The organism is Shewanella sp. 0m-8, from assembly GCF_052977265.1.
In genome coordinates this window covers 43,333-63,442 of the sequence record NZ_JBRIMB010000019.1, presented here as the reverse complement: position 1 = coordinate 63,442, position 20,110 = coordinate 43,333, and the positions used below count along the sequence as shown (strand labels likewise).

Below are 20,110 nucleotides of genomic sequence, written 5' to 3'. Positions count from 1 at the left end.
AATGAGAACTCAGGCCTGTATTTAGGCTGAAACGGGTAAAGATAGTAATGGGTAGACCACTTGGTCTCGACCATTTCCTTTGGCCTGATAAAGGCATAGATCGGCCTCTCGTAGCAGGTGAGATAAATCCATTCCTTGGCGATAATGACTGATACCGATACTGACTGTGATCCCCACCTCTATATCTATACTCTTATCTTGTACTACAAAAATAGCACTCGCTATCTGAGCTCTGATTGACTCAGCTAAAGCAATCGCTTCTTTGTTGCTAGCAGATTCAACAAGCACGCAAAATTCTTCTCCACCAATACGAAAAATATTGTTATCGCCCGCTATACTGCTTAACAAATTGGCACAGCGCTGAAGGATATGGTCACCAGCCTCATGGCCATAGTTGTCATTAATATGCTTAAAGTGGTCAATATCTAAGATCAGCATATGCATGTTTTTATCGTTTTTGTTCATTGATTGCGTGTCAGCCAGCGCAAATTTTCTAGTGAGCGCAAGTCGATTAAAGCTTTGGGTGAGTGGATCTTTGAGGGCTAGCTTTTGTAGCTCAGCTTCCGAGTGGGCTCTATTTTTTTCGTAGGTATGAGAAACAATCCAAATTATCAGATAACTGCAGATAAAGTTGACTAAGACAGGGCTTAAGGCAAGGCCATACTTATTGATGAGATCGATGGTAACCATAATAAACATGATAAAGATGGGAATGCTTGCATATTTTTTACCAAGAATAAGGTAATACACTGTAGGGAGAACTAATGCCCAACAAAAAATAAAGCTATTGATTGCAGAGATATAAACGGCATAGATGACTAGGGCCGTTAGACTGGAAACATAGAGGTGAGTTTGCCAAACTTTATGTTTATTGTTGTACACCCGCCACAATAAATAGAATGAGAATAGACTGTAAAGGAACTGTAAATAGGCCAAAACTGGCCACTTCCCACTAATAAATAGGTTGATGATACCGAGAAAACAGCCTATTGCACCTAATAAGCCACACACACCTGCTAATACAGAGCATCTTAGCCGATGAGTGTTATCTAGCTCTATAGCATCCATGTTACTTCCATCCCTACCTTGTTGCCTACATGTTATTGTACTTTGGATTTATTTCAAGCAACCATTTAAAAATAATAGCAATTAAAGGAACTAATATGTGCTTAAGAGTGTTAAATAACCTCAATCCAAACTTTCCTGTAACGGGCAGAAATATGAACTGGTTTAGGCCTATAGAGGCGAGTTTATTTCATTTCCCAAAAGGGTTGGCTAAGAAGGGGCTTAGTGTAGCGAAAGCCAATGAACTTGATATCGGCCCTGATGCGATATTTTGCTGGCACTCTACGTATGCCAGCGTGGCCTCTGTGATGGGGGACAATATTCAAGGTTATGCGACAGTTGATGGCATGAATGTAAAGGGTCTAGTGGTAAATGCGTTGTACGATACCCCAGCGACCTATGGTGAGCCTAATCCACAATTGAAAAATGGCAACATTAGCGTACTACGTTGGCCACAGTATATTTTAGATTGCTTTTCGAGTGTTAAGTCTGTGGTCGAATATGCACGCAATAATCATTTACAGTTAATTCAAGATAATGTGCCAGAAGGGGGCAATGCGACAGCATTAGTGCCGAGTAATATTCATCTTGCGATATCAGATAAAGATGGGCAATCAGCGATTATCGAAGTGAAAGAAGGCCAATTGAGTGTCTATTCTGGGGAAGCAGATCAAATCGTAACCAATGAGCCTGATTATCCGACCCAATTAAATATTTTAAAATATTGGCAATATCAATGGGGGCAAACGGAGCCTGCAATCACGACGCCAATGTTTACCGTTCCAGGTGGCACATCACCTACGCAAAGTTTTGAGCGAGCCGCTTTTTATTTGACCTTATCTGATGCCGCACAAGATCCTGCTGCTGTGTTGGCGCAGACCCGTGCGCTGATGCAAAACGGTGCCGTGCCATTTCTCTTTAACCCAGATAAAAAGGCTGAGGCAACGTGTACGCGTTGGACGAACTTAAGTGACCATAAAGCGGGTCAATATTACTTTATTAACCCACTGAATATGATGCCAGTTTGGCTTGCTACAAACGCTGAAATTGATCATTGCGCCAAAGTTCAGCTTATTTCGGTCAACAATCACAAGCAAACAGCTAATAATCACCCTGAACTTCAAGATGATATGGTTAGTCATTTGCAGCGCTGTGAAGATCCCTACGCGAATTTGCTTTAGTGCCAATATCGCTCTAAGTCACTATCGCTGTTGTAGCCACCATTTTTTTAGAGTGGGATAAGCCAGGCTGACAAAGCCACCAATCAGGCAAGCCCACATAAGACAAATCAGTGCCGCAACACCGTATAACGCGACTTCATTGTCAGCGTAAGCAATATAGAGATGATGCGTACCTTGAAGTAGCCCGGCAAAAGCGGCAAAGCAAACGATACTGATTAAAATAGCTTTTAACATATTGTACTTCCTTACTTTTGTTGGTTTAAAACAATTTAGGCGAAGTTGGTACTATAAAAAAGTACCAACTTCGTTAGTTGAGAGCTTGGTGCTATTTACTTTAATACTGCTTCTACACGATCGCGTATTTGTCGTGACTTTTCTTTGGCAAAAAGGCTCATTAGCTCGGCGCAATCTGCTTGTTCAGCCAATATGTCGACTAGATCTGCCTTGGTTTGAATATGTAAAAACGGCATTAAGGATTTGATTTCATCGCGGCGTGCCATGGCGGCAATATAATCGGCCATGCATGGATGGTAGTTTTTGATCATATACAGCAGCAGGTATTCAGGCTTCACATCATGACTAAATAACCAATCAAGCATTGCTTGATACGCAGCCTGTTCATAATCATCTTCATCGCACTCTAAGCGAGTGGCTAAATCCACTTTGCCTTGTAGGGCAAGCTGGTCCATATAGCCGGTAACAAGCTGCTCGAAAATAATCTTGTAGCTACGATAACTATGATTAGCCAGTAAGTGCAGCAAACGGCCGCAGCGTTCATCATCAAGTAGCCACAAGTATTGGCCTAAACTATGACTTTGGCGCTCTTTTAGGCCAGTAACCGTTTCGTATTCTATACATTCACTAAACTGAGTTGCAAAGGCATCATAGGCTAAATGCCCCTGCAGGTACGCCCATAGATTTTGCTTAAGTAATTGTTCACGCTCTTCACTACTAGGCAGTTGGGCAACGGCGTTAATCACGCTTTGTGCATCGACGCTGTCATTAATGATAAGTAACTGACCTGCGATATAAAGATTGCCGTCACGGGGGAAATTCTTGTCGGCGACTAAGATTTGTAATTCGTCACCGACATGCTGGGCGATAGTGGCATTAATCCAGCTCATCTTGTCACAGTGACGAGTTTGGTTAAGATCGGCATTGGGGTGCAGGGTAACAGGCAATCTCAGTTTTTTGGGTAGGTCGCTTTCGTCTGATAAAAAGTCAAAATACACTGTAGCATCTTTAAACTTACGCTCAATCACCTGTTCCCACGAGTTATTATTGAGTTTGATAAAGTCCTCAAGGCATTGCTGTAGCTCATTATCGAGTGCCAACGGGCGGCTAGGGAAGCGCATTGCCACATGCTTATGAAAGCTAAGCTTAATCGGTTGATAACTATAATCTAGGCCGCACAGTAACGCCTTGGCATCTTGGCATCTTGGCGTCTTGCTGCAGCTATCATGCCCGGCTCTGTAACATCAGAGTCTTCATCAACGAGCTCACCCATTAATTCCACTAAATTAAGGTAATCATCCGTGCGTGATGATCTATCGATATACTGCTCAACTTGATAGGTCTGAGTGAAGGCTTTATCGATGCCATGGCTGTTGAGCATATCGAAAAAGTTTATTTCATCTTGCGGTGTGTCAAACATGCATCTGCGGGTATGTTCGCTAAAGGCTTTACACATCAGCCCGATAATTCTAATCGGCGCCATAGCGACTAATAATTGCCAAATACGCTTGGCGATTAACGCTTCTGGGCTATTGAGCTGTTTAAGCCAAAAACAAGCTAGCACCACCCGTTGATAATCTTCATCATAATCATTTAAAAACAGATAGCTCTTCTGCATTGGGCTGATTTTAGGGAAATGGAGTACCGTTTGGCGGCAGATATCTTGGCCATAAAGGTGCTGGTTTAACAGCGCGATTATCTGTTGTTGATTTAGCTCTGGCGTTGGTCCAGTAAAATAGCCTTTTACCTGTGCAAGCTCGCTGTCGTTTAAGCCTTTTTCAGTAAAGGGACCTTCGCCTAGAATATCGGCGTTTTCTAGCATCAAGTTAACGGCACGCTCAAACACGCCACTCAGCTTGGTTTGCAACGCCTGAGTGTAGTCATCATTAAGATTGTGCTGTTTATCTTGCAAAAGTAAGTATGCGCACAGGGCATCGATGCCGAGCTCATCTTCAGGCCAATCTTGGCTGTTTAAACAGGCTCGATTAGCAAATAGCTCATCACTTTGCTCAAGCATATCGGCAGTGACGGCACTGTCCATATCGCTATACTCATCGAGCAGGCTCTCAAGGGATTTTCGCTCTTTTACGCTTATTTCTGAGTCAAGTTTTGCTGTGGCGTCGATTGGCATAAAGCGAGCGTAATAGTCTTCAGCGCTGATAATCGCTTGGTATACAGACTCTCCGCTCAGGATATCGCACAGTTCATCATCGAAGGGCTGCTGGTCGAATAAGCGATAGAAAATATCGATAAAACGCAGCATGGTTTGCGCGCTGCGCACTTGGCTTTGTGGTTGGGTGTTAGCTGCTGTCATTGCTTCAATATCAGCGCCATTATTAGAGCTGTTATTGGCGCTGTTGTTAGAGTGAACATCTGAGCGAATGCTGACTCGGCGAATGAAGCCGTTCACCGTTTCCTCATCCATGTCATCATCTATATCTTGCATTAGATCTTTTGCTAGGTAATGCAAAGGTTCATGGAAGTTCTCTCGCACAGAATTAAAGTTATTCATCTCCCAGCAGGTTTCGTCGATAGTTTCGAAAAGCGACAATGCATGCTGTTTACAGTGCTTAATAAAATTAAAGGATTGAATGTCATCAAGTACTTGAGGATTTTCACCTGTAGAGATGTATGCGAGTAGGTCGTGGCTATTCTCTAGGCTAGCAATAAATTCGCTGAACATGTGCAGACCGCCGAGATACTTATCACGGTCCTTTTCGCGCTTGTCGCGTTGGCATCGGAGCGCTTGCTTATGAGCAACGCTACCGGCATAACAACACAGCGGTTTGTTAAGTTCTAGTTTGAGTTGGTTTTGTAGATCCATCGCCTCATTTTCGAGGCTGTCATTAATAAAATGCCCGGCTAGCTCCTGATTTCTATCTTCATCATGTTGGCCGCAGCACTCTGCAAGTAGTGTGGTATAGATATCCAACACGGGATTTTGCTTATAAAGAGGCTCATTTTCGCTATAAACTAAGACCGGTAAGCCATTAAAGCGCTGCTTTACTAACTCAATAAAGCGTGGGTATTGCGCTGGATTAGCTTTTAAGTAATCCCCAAGAGGCTGATATCTAGGGGTTGGCTGCTCCCAATCACTGCCGTAGAAAGCGAATCTAAACTGTGGATTGTCACACCAGATAAAGGCGTTAATCATTGCCTCACACCAGCCATGTTGCTCAAGTAAGCTTAACAACATATCTTCATAGCCGGTTGCATGTTCATCATCCCAATATGGGATAAAAAACTGCGCTAAATAAATTGCATCGTTAGCATCTTTAGCCGCCATCATATAAAGCGGTTCTGCGCCAAATACCCGAGTATCATCGAGCCACATCTTACTGGTATCGTTTTCAAAGCGGGCGTAATTGACCATGGCTTGCGCGGTTATACGCAGCTGCGGTATTAGCGATTCATGTTCAAGCGCGAGGGCAAATAGCAGGGTTTCAGACAGATAAAGCTCGCGGTCGCTGCTAACGATATAATTGCTTCGATAGCCGCCGTCTGGATTCAGGCTCAGCGCCTTCATTGCTAGCTGTTTATCTTGTAGGTTATCAAGTTGCAGATGCTCACGCGCGCCGCTGCTGTTATCCATAAATACCAAGTTTAATCGACCGCTTTTATCAAAGGCTTGATGAGCTTCTAGTTTGGCTTGATAGATTTGTAAGGCTTGCTCGATGCTAGTGGCTTGGTGGCGGTTAAACTCGATAACTTGCAGGTGGCTGAATGCGTCCATACTTCTGTCCTATTAACATTGAATCCATTCCAAATATGCTGGAATGCCGACGATATTTACATGGGAGGTTAACTGATTTATTGTTTGATAGTAGAGGTTTAGCTAATAAAGTTACTTTATAACTGGAAATGTGTGATGACAGTGGCACAACGTGCTTGTTGCTGGCGAAAATTCATTCGATGCAATGCGATAGCTTGATGAATGCGTGGTCTTCTGTATATGAATGGTACCGATTGAACTATCAGCTACCCCGAGTCATATCTAGATTAAACTGAACTAAAATAGTGACCTTATTTTAGTTCTTTTATTTTAGCTATCTTAACTTAGTTATCTTATGGGGCTTGAAACTGTGGCTTTTGATTGTTTACTATGCGTGCTAATACGATATTTATCGTCATCATAAAAAGGAACTATACATGGATTGGTATCTTCTTGCTTTTAAAAAATATTTTGATTTTTCAGGCCGCTCAAGACGTAAAGAATATTGGATGTTTGCCTTATTCAATATTATCTTCAGTATTGTTCTATCAGTGCTTGATACCCTGTTTGGTACCATGAATTTAGAAACCGGATTGGGACTGTTTAGCGGCTTGTATGCGCTAGCGGTATTTATTCCAGGCCTTGCGCTATCCGTTCGTCGTCTGCATGACATCAACAAGAGTGGTTGGTGGTTGCTGATCTTATTGATCCCATTTATTGGTGCGATAATCCTGTTGATTTTCTTTGTGCTTGATAGCAAGACTGAAGACAATAAGTGGGGCTGCAACCCTAAACTGGCTTAATACTGTTGTAGAGTTAGCGCGTAAATAAAAATGCCTGTCAGAATGTGTGACAGGCATTTTTGTGAGTGCTTTGCACCCATGGCTGGCTAGGGCTTATTTACAGCCTGCAGCGCCTTTATCTACCCATACACTGGCAACGCCAGGCTCATCGCCTTTTGTCCACCACTTTGCTTGCCATTGACGGCCGTTGTGCATAGTGATGTCGTTGCCGTTATAGGCCACGCCATTGCTCCAGCCAAGCTGTACATTGCTGACTAATAACCATTGGTCTGCAGTACGCGATGGCGTATTACCTTGAGTCCAATATTTAGCTTGCCAAACTAGGTTGTCGTGACTAACGGTATCACCACCTGTGTAAACGCTAGCTGATTGCCACGCAGGGTGGTTAGCGGCATCTGGATCGGTTGCGCCGCAGCCGTTATCACCGCCATCATCTTTAACGTTCACTTTTACCAAGCTTGAGGCGCTGGCATCTAAGCTGCCGTCAGACACAGTTACAGAAACGCTAAACTCAGTTGCCTCTGTTACCCTTGGCGCAGTCATCGTAATGCTATGGCTGCCTTGACCTGTAAAGGCTATATCAGCTGGTACGGTCCAAGCATAAGTTAACGCGTCACCATCTGCGTCAGCCGCTTTTGCATTTAGGCTTACTTTCTTAGCAGATTCCACTGCAACACTCGCCACTAAGCTTACGCTTGGTGCTTGGTTAGCTGCAGGGGCTTTATTGGTCACAGTGATGGTATCTGTTGCTGACAAGCCTTCGATATCGGTCACTGTCAGGCTAAATTCATATTCAGTATCAAGCTCAACGAGTTCTAACTCGATATTGGCAATGGCGCTATCGTTGTTGCTGATGGTTAGCGCAGGGCCAGAGACTTGAGTCCACAGATAAGTTAATGCGCTGTTTTCAGGATCTCGAGAGTTGCCACCGTTTAGCTCGGCATCTGCCGGGCCCGTTACTGTGATATCAGCACCGGCGTTAGCAATCGGCGCTTTGTTTACAGGTGGCGTCGTGCCTTCACCGTGACCTAAGCCTTCGTGCATAGCATTAAGTAAATCACCGTTATCGGCATCAATTTCCCAAGAGAAAATACCAGCAAGTTGATTGTCTAATACATATTGGCCTTTGGCTTTAACCGAACGCTCATCATCATAAGTGATTAAATCACCGCTTGAGGCTTTAAATAGGTAAGGCGCTTCAGCTGCAGTGTCGTAACCATATTCCCACTCTGGGCTCATGTGGTTATTAACGATGTCGCGGTAATCAATAACGCCATCTTCCCAAGTACCTTTGATAGGACCTGTGGCAGTACCAGTAAATGGATTGCCATTGCTGTAATCGCTGACGCCCGTCCAGCCGCGGCCATACTTAGCCACGCCTAGAACCAGTTTAGCGGGATCAACGCCTTGCTCTAGTAAGATACGCGTGCCTTTATCGGCGGTGTACTTAGTGTTTTCTTGCCAGTGACCATCGTAAAGGGCAGTCTGATGGCCTAAATCTGTGTTCTGCCATGCGCCATTGAAGTCATAGCCCATCATAAAGATGTAGTCCATGTACTGCTGAGCGTCGGCGTAATTCACGGCCGCTAACTTGTCATAACCGACGTTGATAGCCGATGTTAGCTGGTAAGTACGGCCTGTTTCAGCGCTTAACTCGTCAAGCATTGCGCGCAGTTCACGCATCAAGGTTACGTAGGTTTCGCCGTCTTTGCTGCTACCTAGGTTAGGGTTAGCGCCGCCGCCACCTGGGAATTCCCAGTCGATATCTAGACCGTCGAAGAACTTCCACGTTAATAGGAATTCACGAGCTGACTCAATGAACGTGGCACGCTTAGCTTTGTCATCAAAGAAGAAGAAGGGATCTGACAAGGTCCAGCCGCCGATTGATGGCAAGATTACTAAGTCAGGTTGCGCTTGCTTAAGTGCCATTAACGCGCCGAAGTTACCTTTGTAAGGCTCGTTCCAGCCTGAAAGACCTGATTGTGACATTTGAATCGCCGCCCATGGATCATGGATTGCGACTTTAAAATCTTCGCGACCTTCACAGGCACGTTGCAACGCTTGGAAACTGCCTTCGATAGTTTTTAAGCTGTCGTTGATACCGTCACCACCACAGATTGGCGTAAAGCCATACAATACGTGAGTTAAGTTTTGCGCGGGCATTTTTTCAACCGGGAACTTACGGTCGTATACGCCCCATTCAACGTAATAAGTACCGACGACTTTACCTGTCTTATTTTGGTATGGACGGTTGTTTTCAAGCATCGGGGCATTGAGCGGTTTTAGGTGGCTACCGTCGGTATCTGCAACCACAATTTCTTTGCTGGTACTCATTGAGCAGCCATCAGCATTACATAGGCCAACCTGCATTTGATAGCGGCCACCTTTGCTCACTTTAAATGTGGCTTCACCTGACGCGGCGGCGGGGCCTTGCCAAACTTCATTACCGTCTAAAAATACCTTAGCAAGGTCACCGAAGTCACCGTTCCAAAGGTTCCAGTTAACCGACACATCAGCAGCGTCTTTGACTTTTATTAGTTTATTGTAAGCCGTTGCAGATTGGTCGACTTCGATGATTGAGAATTGTGATTCACCCCAGCCTAAGCTTGGTGTGCCTGGCAGCGCAGCATAGCTGTTAGCCGCGAGCAGTGAAGAAACCACTAATGTGGATATTGAAAGTTTAGCTTGCAAGAGAGTGCTCCTTATTGAGTTTTCAATAAGGCAAACAAAGCATGAGCACAGTTAAACTAGCGCCAAGAGTATTGGTGCTAACTTATGGTTGGCGTCCCCGCTATCTTAGGAAATTCCCTTAGACCGGAAGCTTTGCGTCCCAGCATTTCTACTGGTTTGCCTTTGTCTTTTTAGTCAGTCTAGTGTGCTGACTGGCATGTAGCATAATGCTAAAAATAATAAACGCAATAAGCTGTTGAAAATATAGGGTTTACCGTGCTTTGCGTGCCAATAGGTTGACATGTTTAGCCTGGAGGGGAGGCAATGAGTATGCGCTTGTAATTGATGTTTGATATTGATTTTATTGAGATTATTTTAAGTAAAGTCGCTTCGCTAAATTAGTGATGGCTTTAATAAACGGCAAGCGCCAAAAACTGGTCACTAAAAATATTCTTTTAACCAAAGCCTTAACAGCATGAGAATATCCTTACTCTGGGCGATATGATGATGTAAGCCTGATGAAAATCATTTACCTTCAATGTATTTGTGACCGATTTGGGTTAATAAAAAGGCTGCCATTTGGCAGCCCTTAGTTACTTAAAGCGCAGATTAACGTCCGCCAGGCTCGGCAAAGCGGGTCATCCAGTCTTCTACTTGGTTGTACCAATAGATAGAGTTATTTGGCTTCATGATCCAGTGATTCTCATCAGGAAAATAGATCATTTTAGATTCGACGCCACGGGTTTGTAAGGTGCGGAACAGCTCAAAACCTTGTCCTACAGGTACGCGGTAATCAAGCTGACCGTGGATCACCAAAGTTGGGGTGTTAAAATTCTCGGCAAAGTAGTGCGGCGAGATCGCTTTGTAGATCTCAGGCTTTTCCCAGTAGTTACCAAAGCGAGTACTATGGACCGAGAAATCTGCTGCCATTTGCGAGTACATGTTGTACACCGCTGCGTGGATCATCAAGGCATTAAACGGATGCTCTTGGCCCAAGATTATCGAGGTTAAGTAACCGCCGTAACTTGCGCCCCCAGCCACTAAACGCTCGCTGTCGATCCACTCTTGCTGTTTAAACCAATCCGTAGCTTTAAATACATCTTCAAGTGATTTGTTCTTCCAGTCAGGGTTGATGCTATCGGCAAACTCTTGGCCAAAACCACTTGAACCATGAAAATTTGGCCATGCAGTGACATAACCCCAAGAAGCAAAGGTTTGCGCGTTCCAGCGGTAGTGGAAACCATCGGTAATCGCGCTGTGTGGGCCGCCGTGAATCAGCATCATTAGCGGGTATTTTTTACTGCGATCGAACCCCGGTGGGTAGTGTACCCACATCTGTATATCTTGGTCGTTATAGCCTTTGTAGGTTACCGACTCGTAAGTGCCCATATCGACATCAGCAAGAATGTCATCGTTGAAACTATCTAAACGGGTGGTTTTACCGTTGCGTGGATTAATAGTGACTAGACGTGCTGGATATAAAAAGCTGTCGTTAGTCGCAACGATAGTGCCGTCTTTTGCCATCACAGGTTTACCAAAGTTAGTGTCTTTGGTAATGGCTTTTACTTTGCCGTTGTTAGCATTGATATGATAAATACGGCTGGTGGCTGCATCATCAATTGCGGCGTAAAAGCCTTTGCTGTCTTGAGTCCAGCCAAAGCGTGATACTGAGCGATCCCAAGTGTCGTTAATCACTTTGGGTTGACGCTTTTTCATATCCATCAAGACGAGACGTGATGTATCAGCATAGAAACCGTGAATAAGTTGCTGAGTAAAGGCTAAGGTTTTGCCGTTAGGGCTAAACTGCGGATTGCTGTTTGGCGCTTCATTATCTGGTGTTAGGTTTTGGGCGTTACCGCTGCCGATTTTAGCTAAGAAGATATCAATCTTTGGGTCGACTTCACGGGTTTTAAGTGAGGCATCCCAGCCGTTAGCGGTAAAGGCAATCCACTGCTCATTTGGCGCGATATCGTAGCTTGAGGCGCTTTGTGATGAACGCGGTAGCTGCTGTTTTAATGGCTGAGTAATAGCTTCGATTTCACCGCCTACAGCAGGGATACGAAACACGTGCGCTTCACGGTCTTCATCAATCCAGTGGTCAAAGCTTGAATAGGGCAGAGCGTTCCATTGGTGAGCCGATACCTTATTGTCTTTGTCTGCTTTTAGCTGAGCAATCATTTCATCCCAGTTTTTGCCTGGGAAAATACGGCTAATAAAGTAGATGTGTTTGCCAACCCACCTCATACCATATACGCCGCCTGGCACATCAGTAAGCTTTTGTGCTTCGCCTGGGCCGTTCATTGGCAGCAGGTATACTTGACCTGCTTCATCGTCGTCACGCTTGCTGATAAAAGCCAGTGTTTTACCGTCAGGGGAAAAAGTGGCTTCGCTTGCGCGCATGCCTTTAGCGGTTAATGCTTGTTGGCTATCGCCGTCTTTGTTAAATAACCAAAGCTGGGTAGAGCCTTTATCTTCCGGTACATCATATTGGGTAACAGGCGCGATAATTTTGTCGCCCTGCGGTGAAATAATTGGACTGCCTATACGGTTAAGTTGCCACAGCACATCAACCGAAAGCGGTTTGGTTTGTTCTGCAAATGCGCTTGCCATTGGCATAAGCATACACAGCAACAGGATCCCGGCTTTCTTCACGAGTGGTTCTCCTTGAGAGCAATTTGTTGAGTTTTTTATTAGTGTTTTAACCAGCTTGTTACTGGCGAGGCTAGTATAGCTGCCAATATTACAAAAAGGATATCAATATCAAAAGGCTGTTGCAGATGGTTACACAACTGATTTAAGCCAAGATTAATTACAGGGAATAGAAACAGAATTGAGAAGAGAGTGAGACTCAAATAGAAATGGCGGCTGAACCTTGAGTTCAGCCGCCATTATCTTTTGCGCTTTTAGCTATGATGCTAGCTGCGATTAAGCGAGATTAAAAATCTTCGTCATCGCCACCAAAATCACCGAAACCGCCGTCATCAAAGCCGCCAAAGCTTTCATCACCACCAAAACCGGTGTTAGCAAAGGTGTCTTCACTCGCATACTCAGAAGCGAAACCTGAGTTGTCATCTAAGAAGCTAGAACCAGCTTCTTCTGGCGCAGCGGTATCAGCAGCTGCAGTTTCTGTTGGCGCTTCAGTTTCTGCAGCAGCTTCAGGAGCAACTTCTGGCGTTGCTTCTGCAGTTGCAGTATCTTCACCACCAAATAGTGCATTGCTAATAAGGTTACCGGCAACCATACCCGCTGCAACACCGGCAGCAGTTTGCATAAAGCTACCAAAAGCACTTGGCTGACGTACAGGTTGAGGCTGCACTGGCGCTGGGTTAGTACCGCCCATCATACGGCTTAATGTGCCGCGCTCTGATTCTTTTCTGAAGTGCTCAACTTGTGATTCTAAGAAGTCATTTTTTGACTTCATATCTTTAAGCGCCATCTCTTGCACGATGACCGCTTGAGTTAGCTTGTAAACGATATCTTCTTGAGATGCGATCTCTTGGCCGATTAGGCTTTCAGCTTCTGCATCTTTTGGCTTGTTTGGGCTAGCCTTTAATTTATTGGCTACGTTTTGGATTAGTTCTTGTTCTTGCGGAGTCATGTTTCAATTCCTAATGTAAGGATACGTCTTTACGTATTTGACGCGCATCCTAGCCTAAGGTTCACATCCTGCGTATCACTAATAATTGATTAGCTAATCAATAGCTTGAATAACTATCAGTTAACAACATTTAACAAACAAGCAGCTTTAAATACTTACAAAGATTAAGAGAATTTTATCTAAAAAACAGCAGGGGATTGAGGTAAGTAGAGGTAGATTTGCTGAAGAGAAGAGTATGGCAACCGCAATCGCTCCGGTTGCCATCTGTTATTTCATTCAATCTTGAGTGTTGAGATTGAATGAAAAGGTGATTTTAAAAAGACATAAACAGACCCACAACGGTTGCTGATAATAGGTTTGCCAGCGTCGCTGCTAGTAGCACTTTCATACCGACAGACGCAATGTAGCTAGACTTATTTGGGATCATAGTGCTGAGCGCTGCAACCACCATAGACACAGAGCCGATGTTAGCGAAACCACATAGAGCCACGGTAATAATCGCCACCGATTTCGGTGACATCACTTCACCTGTTGCGGCAACCACAGTTTCACCAGATATATAAGGCGCAAAACCTGCGTAGGCCACAAACTCGTTTAGTACGAGTTTTTGCGCAATAAAGTTACCGGCAACATTGGCTTCAGCCCAAGGTACACCAATTAACCAAGCGATGGGTGAAAATGCGTAACCCATCAATAGTTCAAGTGTTACGTCTTTAAAGCCAAATAGTCCGCCAGCCCAGCCAATCATGCTGTTTAGCATGGCCATTAAGCCGATACAGGCAATCAAAATTGCGCCCACTACCGCGGCAATTTGCATACCGGCAATGGCGCCTTTAGCAATCGCATCGATAAAATTAGATGGCTTTTCATTATCAGGCAGAGCAGGGACATCATTCACTGGCTGCTCTGTTTCAGGGATCATCAACTTTGCAAATAACAGACCCGCAGGCGCACTCATAAAGCACGCCATAACTAAGTAGCGAACTTCGACGCCCATGCCTGCAAGACCTGCTAATACAGAGCCTGCAATGGAGGCTAAACCACCGACCATGATGGCAAAAATTTCTGATTTGGTTAGGTGAGGGTGCCAAGGTTTAACAAATAGAGGCGCTTCAGTTTGGCCGCATACTGTGTTGGCGATAGCGTTCATTGATTCAGCCTTGGAAGAGCCAATAGCCTTTTGCAGTCCGCCGCCGAGTACCTTAACAACAAAGGTCATGATGCCCATGTAGTGCAGCAAGCTGACTAATGATGCGGTGAAGATAATGGCTGGCAATACCTGGAAAGCAAAGATAAAGCCTAAGTTTTCAACCTGGAAGGTGACTAAGTTGCCGAATACGAAACTAATGCCTTTAGCTGCAAAGCCAAGCACGTTGGCGACGCCATTTGAAACGGCTAATAATACGTTAGCGCCAAAGCTGGTGGCTAATACAAAGCCTGCAATGGCGAGCTGAATAATGAGTGCGCCACCGACTGTACGCCAGTTGACTTGTTTTTTAGCATTACAAAAAAGATAACCCACAACTAACAGGGCTGTGATGCCTAATAGAGATTGCAACATTATAAGAGGACCTATTTATGATTAATTCAGTTGGTTGATTACGTTGGTTAAGCGCTCAACATGTTGTTGAGCCAATTGCATAACGGTATTTTGATCGCCACCCTCATCAGATGTTGAATTCATTTCAAAGGTGATAACCGTATCGACAATCTCCATTTGTGCAGCTTTGATAGGGTGCACAGCGGCTTGTAAATACTGCTCTAGAGGCAAGAAGTTAAACTCTCCTGGCTGATAGGAGCTCGCGGTTGCGCCACAGGTGATAGATAGAATCACTTTCTTGTGTTTTAGCTTGTCTCCTTCAGGGCCGAAGGCGAAGTTGTAGGTAAATACTTCATCAAACCAAAGCTTCATTAAAGCGGGTTAGGTGGACCAGTAAAGGGGAAACTGGAACACGATAATATCGGCTTGGCTCAGTAATGCTTGTTCAGCTTGGATGTTAATCTGATAGCTGGGGCAGGCCTCATCGAGTTTATGGATCGTAAACAGGCTTGTTGTATCGAGCCGTTTAAGAATTTCGGTGTTAGCAACGGAGCGACTGAGATCGGGATGGCCCGAAATAAGCAGTATGTTACTCGTCATGTCTTTCATGTTTTCTACACTTAAAATTAGTCAAAAAGTAATGTTAAAGTGCGCGCAGTCTCCTCAGTTTTTTAGGTATGAGGCCACCTATCGCTTTATAAAACAAAGTGATAAACCCTATTAAAAATCAGGTTTATACATTGGGGTTATAAGCGTTTTATTTTTTAGGTCTAGATCTACGGCGCGCTAATATTGCATAGCGGCCAAGTAAAGTAGATTGGCTTAATGAGTTATTGGTATTGGAGTCACATTTAGGCGCCAAGTTGAGTGTGATGCATGCATGTTTTGCAGGTAAATCGACAGGTTTTGGCTCGTGCAATTTTATAAAAGTCTTATTTATTAGTTTGTTAATTAGCTAGTTATTAATTATGGCTAATAGATGTCTTGAGCGAGTTAGTTGTGATTTTATCGCTGTTCAAGGTATGGTTTTGAGACTAATTGAGCGTGTTTCTTAATGAGATATCGCCACTGATGATGTTAGCTTGCTCTCCCGTCAGACTGACCAGTTTAGCTTCGATGTGCATCGACATTGGAAATTGGCTATCGGGTTGTTTGATGATCACTTCAGCATAGGTCCGAACGCGATTCGACAAAAAGTAATAAGTGCCATTCCATAAACAATCAAAGTAAAAATTAGACTCACTTAGATTGATATTCTCTAAGCGATTTTTAGCGTGTCTAAGGTAATTATCTGTAGTGATAATACTGCAGGTATTGTTAGCGCTGCCATTACCAAATTTAAAGATAAGAGCCGATTTTTCTTTGAGTTTTCCCTGAGAACCACCAAGATACTTATTTAAGTTAATCGTGGTGGCAGGCTTATCGATAGCTGTAGTCGTTTTGGTAGTTGCTTGAGTATTTACCGATAAAAACAGCAAGCCGATAGTTACTAATACTGGGCTAATCCAGAGCTGAAGATGCATGGTGCACTCCTTGTCGCATATTCTTTATTGCCAAAGTGTTCTCACTACACTTGAGCAAATCATGCACTTGAATATGTGTTTCAGCAAGTTTTGGAGTGTAATTAAGTTATTGAAAATTAAGCATTCAATTGAATAGCGAACAACAAGGATGACTCTGTGTTGTATATGGGAATGAAAGAAGAGGCTAGCGCTTGTAGTACAAGGACTTAGCTGTAGCGCTATTGTTTTAGGCGGTGATGCTTTACCTAGTAAAAGGGGATAAACCTCAGTTTATCCCCTCTGTATCGCGACGAGAATCTGTATTTAGCTTGTTACAGAGTGCTGACTTTTGCGTGTTATTACTTCTGCGCGCTTAGCTCAATCGTTGACTCAACTGCAGCGGCAATATCGCTTTCATTAAACAAGAAAGGACGGAATTGCTTACTGTTTGAGTAAAGCTCACTTTGGTCATTAAACTGCGGGCTCATAATATTGCTCGATTGCGAGTAAGTTAAGATGCCTTTAGCCACAGGGCCTTGATCGGTAAAGCTCACCGCCATCATCCAGCTTGACCCATAACGAATTGCATAGCCTTGCTCAGATAGACCCGATGCGAGTGGTTTGCCGGTAACGGCGTCCATCACCGCGGCATACTCATGCTGAGGTACTAACGTATCGTCACCCGATAAACGGGTTGAGAATACATTAAATCCGCCTTCTGCATTATGGGTACCGGGCCAAGGTAGCTTGGTGCCTGATGGTGTGCCATCGGGTAATGACTTTTCAACAAATTGCACAGTGCCCATTGCGGCATCAACATTAAAACCTGCAGCTTCTACGTTTAACGCTGCTTTGGCTAGCGCCACTAATGCACTGCCATCTGTGGCTAAGCTATTTGGCGTAGTGGCGGCATTATTGGCATCAAATGGGACAGTCAACATACTTGCTTGATCAAACTGGTGGGCAAACTCACGTACAAGTGCACCAGCAATGCTGTCGTTATCTTGCTTACCGTTCCATTGCTTTAACGCTGCGCAGGCAGCACTGATATCTTTAGATTGAGTCGGGCTGACCACCACTGGATCGCTACCTTGAGCTTCACACTGAGCAATTAAGTCAGTAAATACCAAGCTATCAAGATAGATGTCATTAGCCAGTGCAGCAGCTTCTAGCTCGTCGATATTAAATTTACCGTCTTCACCAGCAGCCTCGCTCATCAGCTTAAGCGCCATACGGGTACGTAGAGACTGTTGCCCACGCTCAGGGCCGTACATTGCAGAGTAACCTTCAAGCGGCGCTTCCAGGTTGGTTGACCAAAATGAGTTGTTAGAGTTTTGCACAAAGTCACTACGCTCAAGCTTAGGGGCGTGCTCGTAGGCCATTGGCTTGTCAAAGGCAAACATAGAGGCATTGCCCGGTAAAATCGTAAACCCAGCTTGCTGTCGTGCGGCAATAATATCGGGGTTTGATTTTAATAGGCTAATGGCGATCCCAGATAAGCCCGGAACGGTCGAGTCATCAATATAGAAAGTGTTACCGTCTTTATCGGCATACATGGTGTTATTAAAAATCACGCCATCGTAATCTTTAAAGGCCTGCTGGAACTCATCTTTGTTGGTTGCGCGGTTCATGGCTAACCAATGATCGATTGGATCTTTGTTAGCCATGTTGGCATCTTGCAGCATAAAGGCTTGGCCATCATCCCAACCAAATGGCGCTTGGTTAGCCGGAGCTTCTGCAATAGGGCCTTTTGGTGTGGTGTAGATATCTTTTTCTGCCACCAACATGCCCGCAGGGCCGCCATTGACTAAGATCTGTACTGTTTCTTTAGTGATGGGCATTGCCTCACCATCAAACAGGTATTGCATGCGATCGCCGCTAACGAGCTCAAGATTGTACAATACAAAGTGTTCAGCGGTTGAGAAGGTATGCGTCCACGCCACATCTTTGTTAAAGCCAATGTTAATGGCTGCTGGCATACCGACTAAAGAGCCTCCCATGACATCAATATGACCAGGAATGGTTAAGTGTGATTGCCAAAAACGCAAGTTACCTGTATGGGGGAAGTGCGGATTACCCAGCACCATGCCTTTGCCGTTTTCAGTCTTATCTTTACCTAAGCCCCAACCATTTGAACCGAGATCTCTAGGGTTAGTTTCTGGTGTCTTAATAGCGTTTTGATAAGCAATAAACTTGCTATTCACGTCCTGAATAAAAGCTGTTTTCGCTTGAGTTGGCGCTGGGCCGACGATGCGCGGAAGGTACTCTTGACCATCACCGGGGTTGGCGTAAAAAATCAGGTCAAGGAAGTTAGCCGCACCCGGTAGCAAGGCGATAGAAAATAGGTAGTTGGCCACATCTACGCCATCAATAGGTTTAACCCAAGGCTGGCCTGAACAAAATGGCTCGCCAGTTTGGGTCCCTGCTTCTACGTCGGCTAGAAATTGGTTGTAACCAGCACTGAAACCTTCCATTAATGCGCGTGAGTTGTAGCTAAAGCTTGGGTATTGCGCTTCAGCTTTTTCACGGATCTTCAGTGCCTTGTAGGCAAAGTCTGAAATTAAGTTGCCGTTGTCTTCAGCCGTTGGCAAACCCGTGGTGAAATCGATAGAAGCATGAGGGCCAAAGTACATCGAGCGTTCAGAGTTAGCCTTGATAAACCCATCAGCGAGCACACATAAGTTGTCTTGAGCCTGAGCATAACCGCTGCCAAAACCTAAGCTTTCAAGATTGTCGGCTTGGATATGGGGGACGCCATAAGCGGTGCGGCGAATTTGGGCTTTAAGCTGCCCTTCGGGAGCAAAAGCTTGCAGCGGAGGGATCACTTCAGGTGTGGGTTCTGGTACAAAGAGTGAGTCACTTTTGTCAGTTTCTTCATAGCCGCAACCGGTTAAAACAACCGTCGAAGCCATCCCCAAAGCGAGCACTAACTTATTTAAGCGCATTAAAAGATCCTTTTTATTGTGTTGTTCCATCAATCATTGTTGATGGATACTTTTATTATTTCGGATGTCTTAATTTTGATAGTAAAACATATACTTACTGAACTAGTGAACGAATAAGTACCCAAAATATTTTTATCAAATACGACAAAGACATGTTGGTTAGTTAACCAGTCATTTAAACGTTTGTCTACATCTTGTTAACTTTTTGGCGTGGGGATCATAGCGGCGAGAAGGGGGCGATTATTCAGACTCCAATTGATTAATAGCGTTAGCGATTAAAAATTAAGTAGGTTTAAAAGCTTTGCTGGAAAAGCAGTGGTTTAAAGGTGTTGGTTTTTAGCCAGAGTGCAGCGCCGAAGTTTATCGGCGCATGCGCAGGCTTAATGAATACTTTGGTGGCTGAAACGTAAGTGCTTAGCGTCTTTTATGAGCTCGATAAAGTTTTGTCTACTCAAATGCACTAAGGTGTTGTGATCGCCGGCCTCGAAATAGATCTCCTTAGCTTCGACCAGTAGATCGTCGTAAACCGCCTCTAGGTTGTAAGCATCACCTAAAGAGGGAATGGCACCTTTGTGACAATCGCTAAACATGTCATAGACCTCTTTCTCCTCAATCAAGCGAAGATCTCGGTTTAGCTTGTCGCCTAATGTTCGTAAACTGACCTTGTGATTGGCTGGCAATACAGCCATGACTCTTCGGCCTTCATGATCCTCTAAAATGACGGCTTTGGCTAACTGTGACGGGGATATATTGGCGGCAATAGCACTGCTCAGCGAGCTAGAACTATGGGGATGGGGAACAAGATCAAATTTGATCTTGTTGTCATCTAGGTAGTCATTCAATCGAGCTGAAATAGACAT

Annotated in this window: 13 protein-coding genes, 1 pseudogene and 1 riboswitch; of the genes and pseudogenes, 2 read left to right on the top strand and 12 right to left on the bottom strand. The window is 44.5% G+C overall.

Features of this window, described 5'->3' with window-relative positions:
- Positions 1-21: 21 nt before the first annotated feature.
- Positions 22-1,068, bottom strand: a complete 1,047-nt coding sequence (locus ACVBIO_RS11225; RefSeq protein WP_447159475.1) for a GGDEF domain-containing protein — start codon at positions 1,066-1,068, stop codon at positions 22-24.
- A gap of 95 nt (positions 1,069-1,163) precedes the next feature.
- Between ACVBIO_RS11225 and ACVBIO_RS11220 the strand changes: the two genes are divergently transcribed.
- Positions 1,164-2,246, top strand: a complete 1,083-nt coding sequence (locus ACVBIO_RS11220; RefSeq protein WP_447172620.1) for a linear amide C-N hydrolase — start codon at positions 1,164-1,166, stop codon at positions 2,244-2,246.
- 21 nt (positions 2,247-2,267) lie between these two features.
- Here the strand turns inward: ACVBIO_RS11220 and ACVBIO_RS11215 are convergent, their stop codons facing one another.
- The 3 genes from ACVBIO_RS11215 to ACVBIO_RS11205 form a co-directional block, all read right to left on the bottom strand.
- Positions 2,268-2,480 (bottom strand): hypothetical protein, encoded by a 213-nt coding sequence (locus ACVBIO_RS11215; protein WP_447159477.1) that lies wholly within the window; start codon positions 2,478-2,480, stop codon positions 2,268-2,270.
- Between the two features lie 95 nt (positions 2,481-2,575).
- Positions 2,576-3,601, bottom strand: coding sequence for a hypothetical protein (locus ACVBIO_RS11210; protein WP_447172619.1), 1,026 nt, complete (start codon positions 3,599-3,601; stop codon positions 2,576-2,578).
- A 47-nt stretch (positions 3,602-3,648) separates the two neighbouring features.
- Positions 3,649-6,213 carry a hypothetical protein gene (locus ACVBIO_RS11205; RefSeq protein ID WP_447172618.1) on the bottom strand — a complete coding sequence of 855 codons (2,565 nt, stop codon included), beginning with the start codon at positions 6,211-6,213 and terminating at the stop codon, positions 3,649-3,651.
- 416 nt (positions 6,214-6,629) lie between these two features.
- Between ACVBIO_RS11205 and ACVBIO_RS11200 the strand changes: the two genes are divergently transcribed.
- Positions 6,630-6,995 (top strand): DUF805 domain-containing protein, encoded by a 366-nt coding sequence (locus ACVBIO_RS11200; protein WP_447162962.1) that lies wholly within the window; start codon positions 6,630-6,632, stop codon positions 6,993-6,995.
- A gap of 93 nt (positions 6,996-7,088) precedes the next feature.
- Here ACVBIO_RS11200 and ACVBIO_RS11195 read toward each other — a convergent pair whose 3' ends face one another.
- From ACVBIO_RS11195 to ACVBIO_RS11160, 8 genes and pseudogenes are all read right to left on the bottom strand, one after another.
- A complete protein-coding gene (locus ACVBIO_RS11195) occupies positions 7,089-9,686 on the bottom strand; it encodes a glycosyl hydrolase family 18 protein (protein WP_447172617.1) in 2,598 nt (865 codons plus the stop codon).
- A gap of 87 nt (positions 9,687-9,773) precedes the next feature.
- Positions 9,774-9,857, bottom strand: a riboswitch (cyclic di-GMP riboswitch).
- A gap of 417 nt (positions 9,858-10,274) precedes the next feature.
- The gene (locus ACVBIO_RS11190) at positions 10,275-12,317 is read right to left on the bottom strand and encodes a prolyl oligopeptidase family serine peptidase (protein ID WP_447162960.1); all 2,043 of its coding nucleotides are present in this window, start codon (positions 12,315-12,317) and stop codon (positions 10,275-10,277) included.
- Positions 12,318-12,600: 283 nt separating this feature from the next.
- The gene (locus ACVBIO_RS11185) at positions 12,601-13,263 is read right to left on the bottom strand and encodes a DUF2076 domain-containing protein (RefSeq protein WP_447159482.1); all 663 of its coding nucleotides are present in this window, start codon (positions 13,261-13,263) and stop codon (positions 12,601-12,603) included.
- Between the two features lie 313 nt (positions 13,264-13,576).
- Positions 13,577-14,824, bottom strand: a complete 1,248-nt coding sequence (locus ACVBIO_RS11180) for a NupC/NupG family nucleoside CNT transporter (protein WP_447159483.1) — start codon at positions 14,822-14,824, stop codon at positions 13,577-13,579.
- Between the two features lie 21 nt (positions 14,825-14,845).
- Positions 14,846-15,403: pseudogene (locus ACVBIO_RS11175) on the bottom strand (NAD(P)H-dependent oxidoreductase).
- A 434-nt stretch (positions 15,404-15,837) separates the two neighbouring features.
- Positions 15,838-16,326, bottom strand: coding sequence for a hypothetical protein (locus tag ACVBIO_RS11170; RefSeq protein ID WP_447159485.1), 489 nt, complete (start codon positions 16,324-16,326; stop codon positions 15,838-15,840).
- 338 nt (positions 16,327-16,664) lie between these two features.
- On the bottom strand, positions 16,665-19,250 hold the full coding sequence (locus tag ACVBIO_RS11165) for an acylase (RefSeq protein WP_447172616.1): 2,586 nt from the start codon (positions 19,248-19,250) through the stop codon (positions 16,665-16,667).
- Positions 19,251-19,630: 380 nt separating this feature from the next.
- Positions 19,631-20,110, bottom strand: a complete 480-nt coding sequence (locus ACVBIO_RS11160) for an aminoacyl-tRNA deacylase (protein ID WP_447172615.1) — start codon at positions 20,108-20,110, stop codon at positions 19,631-19,633.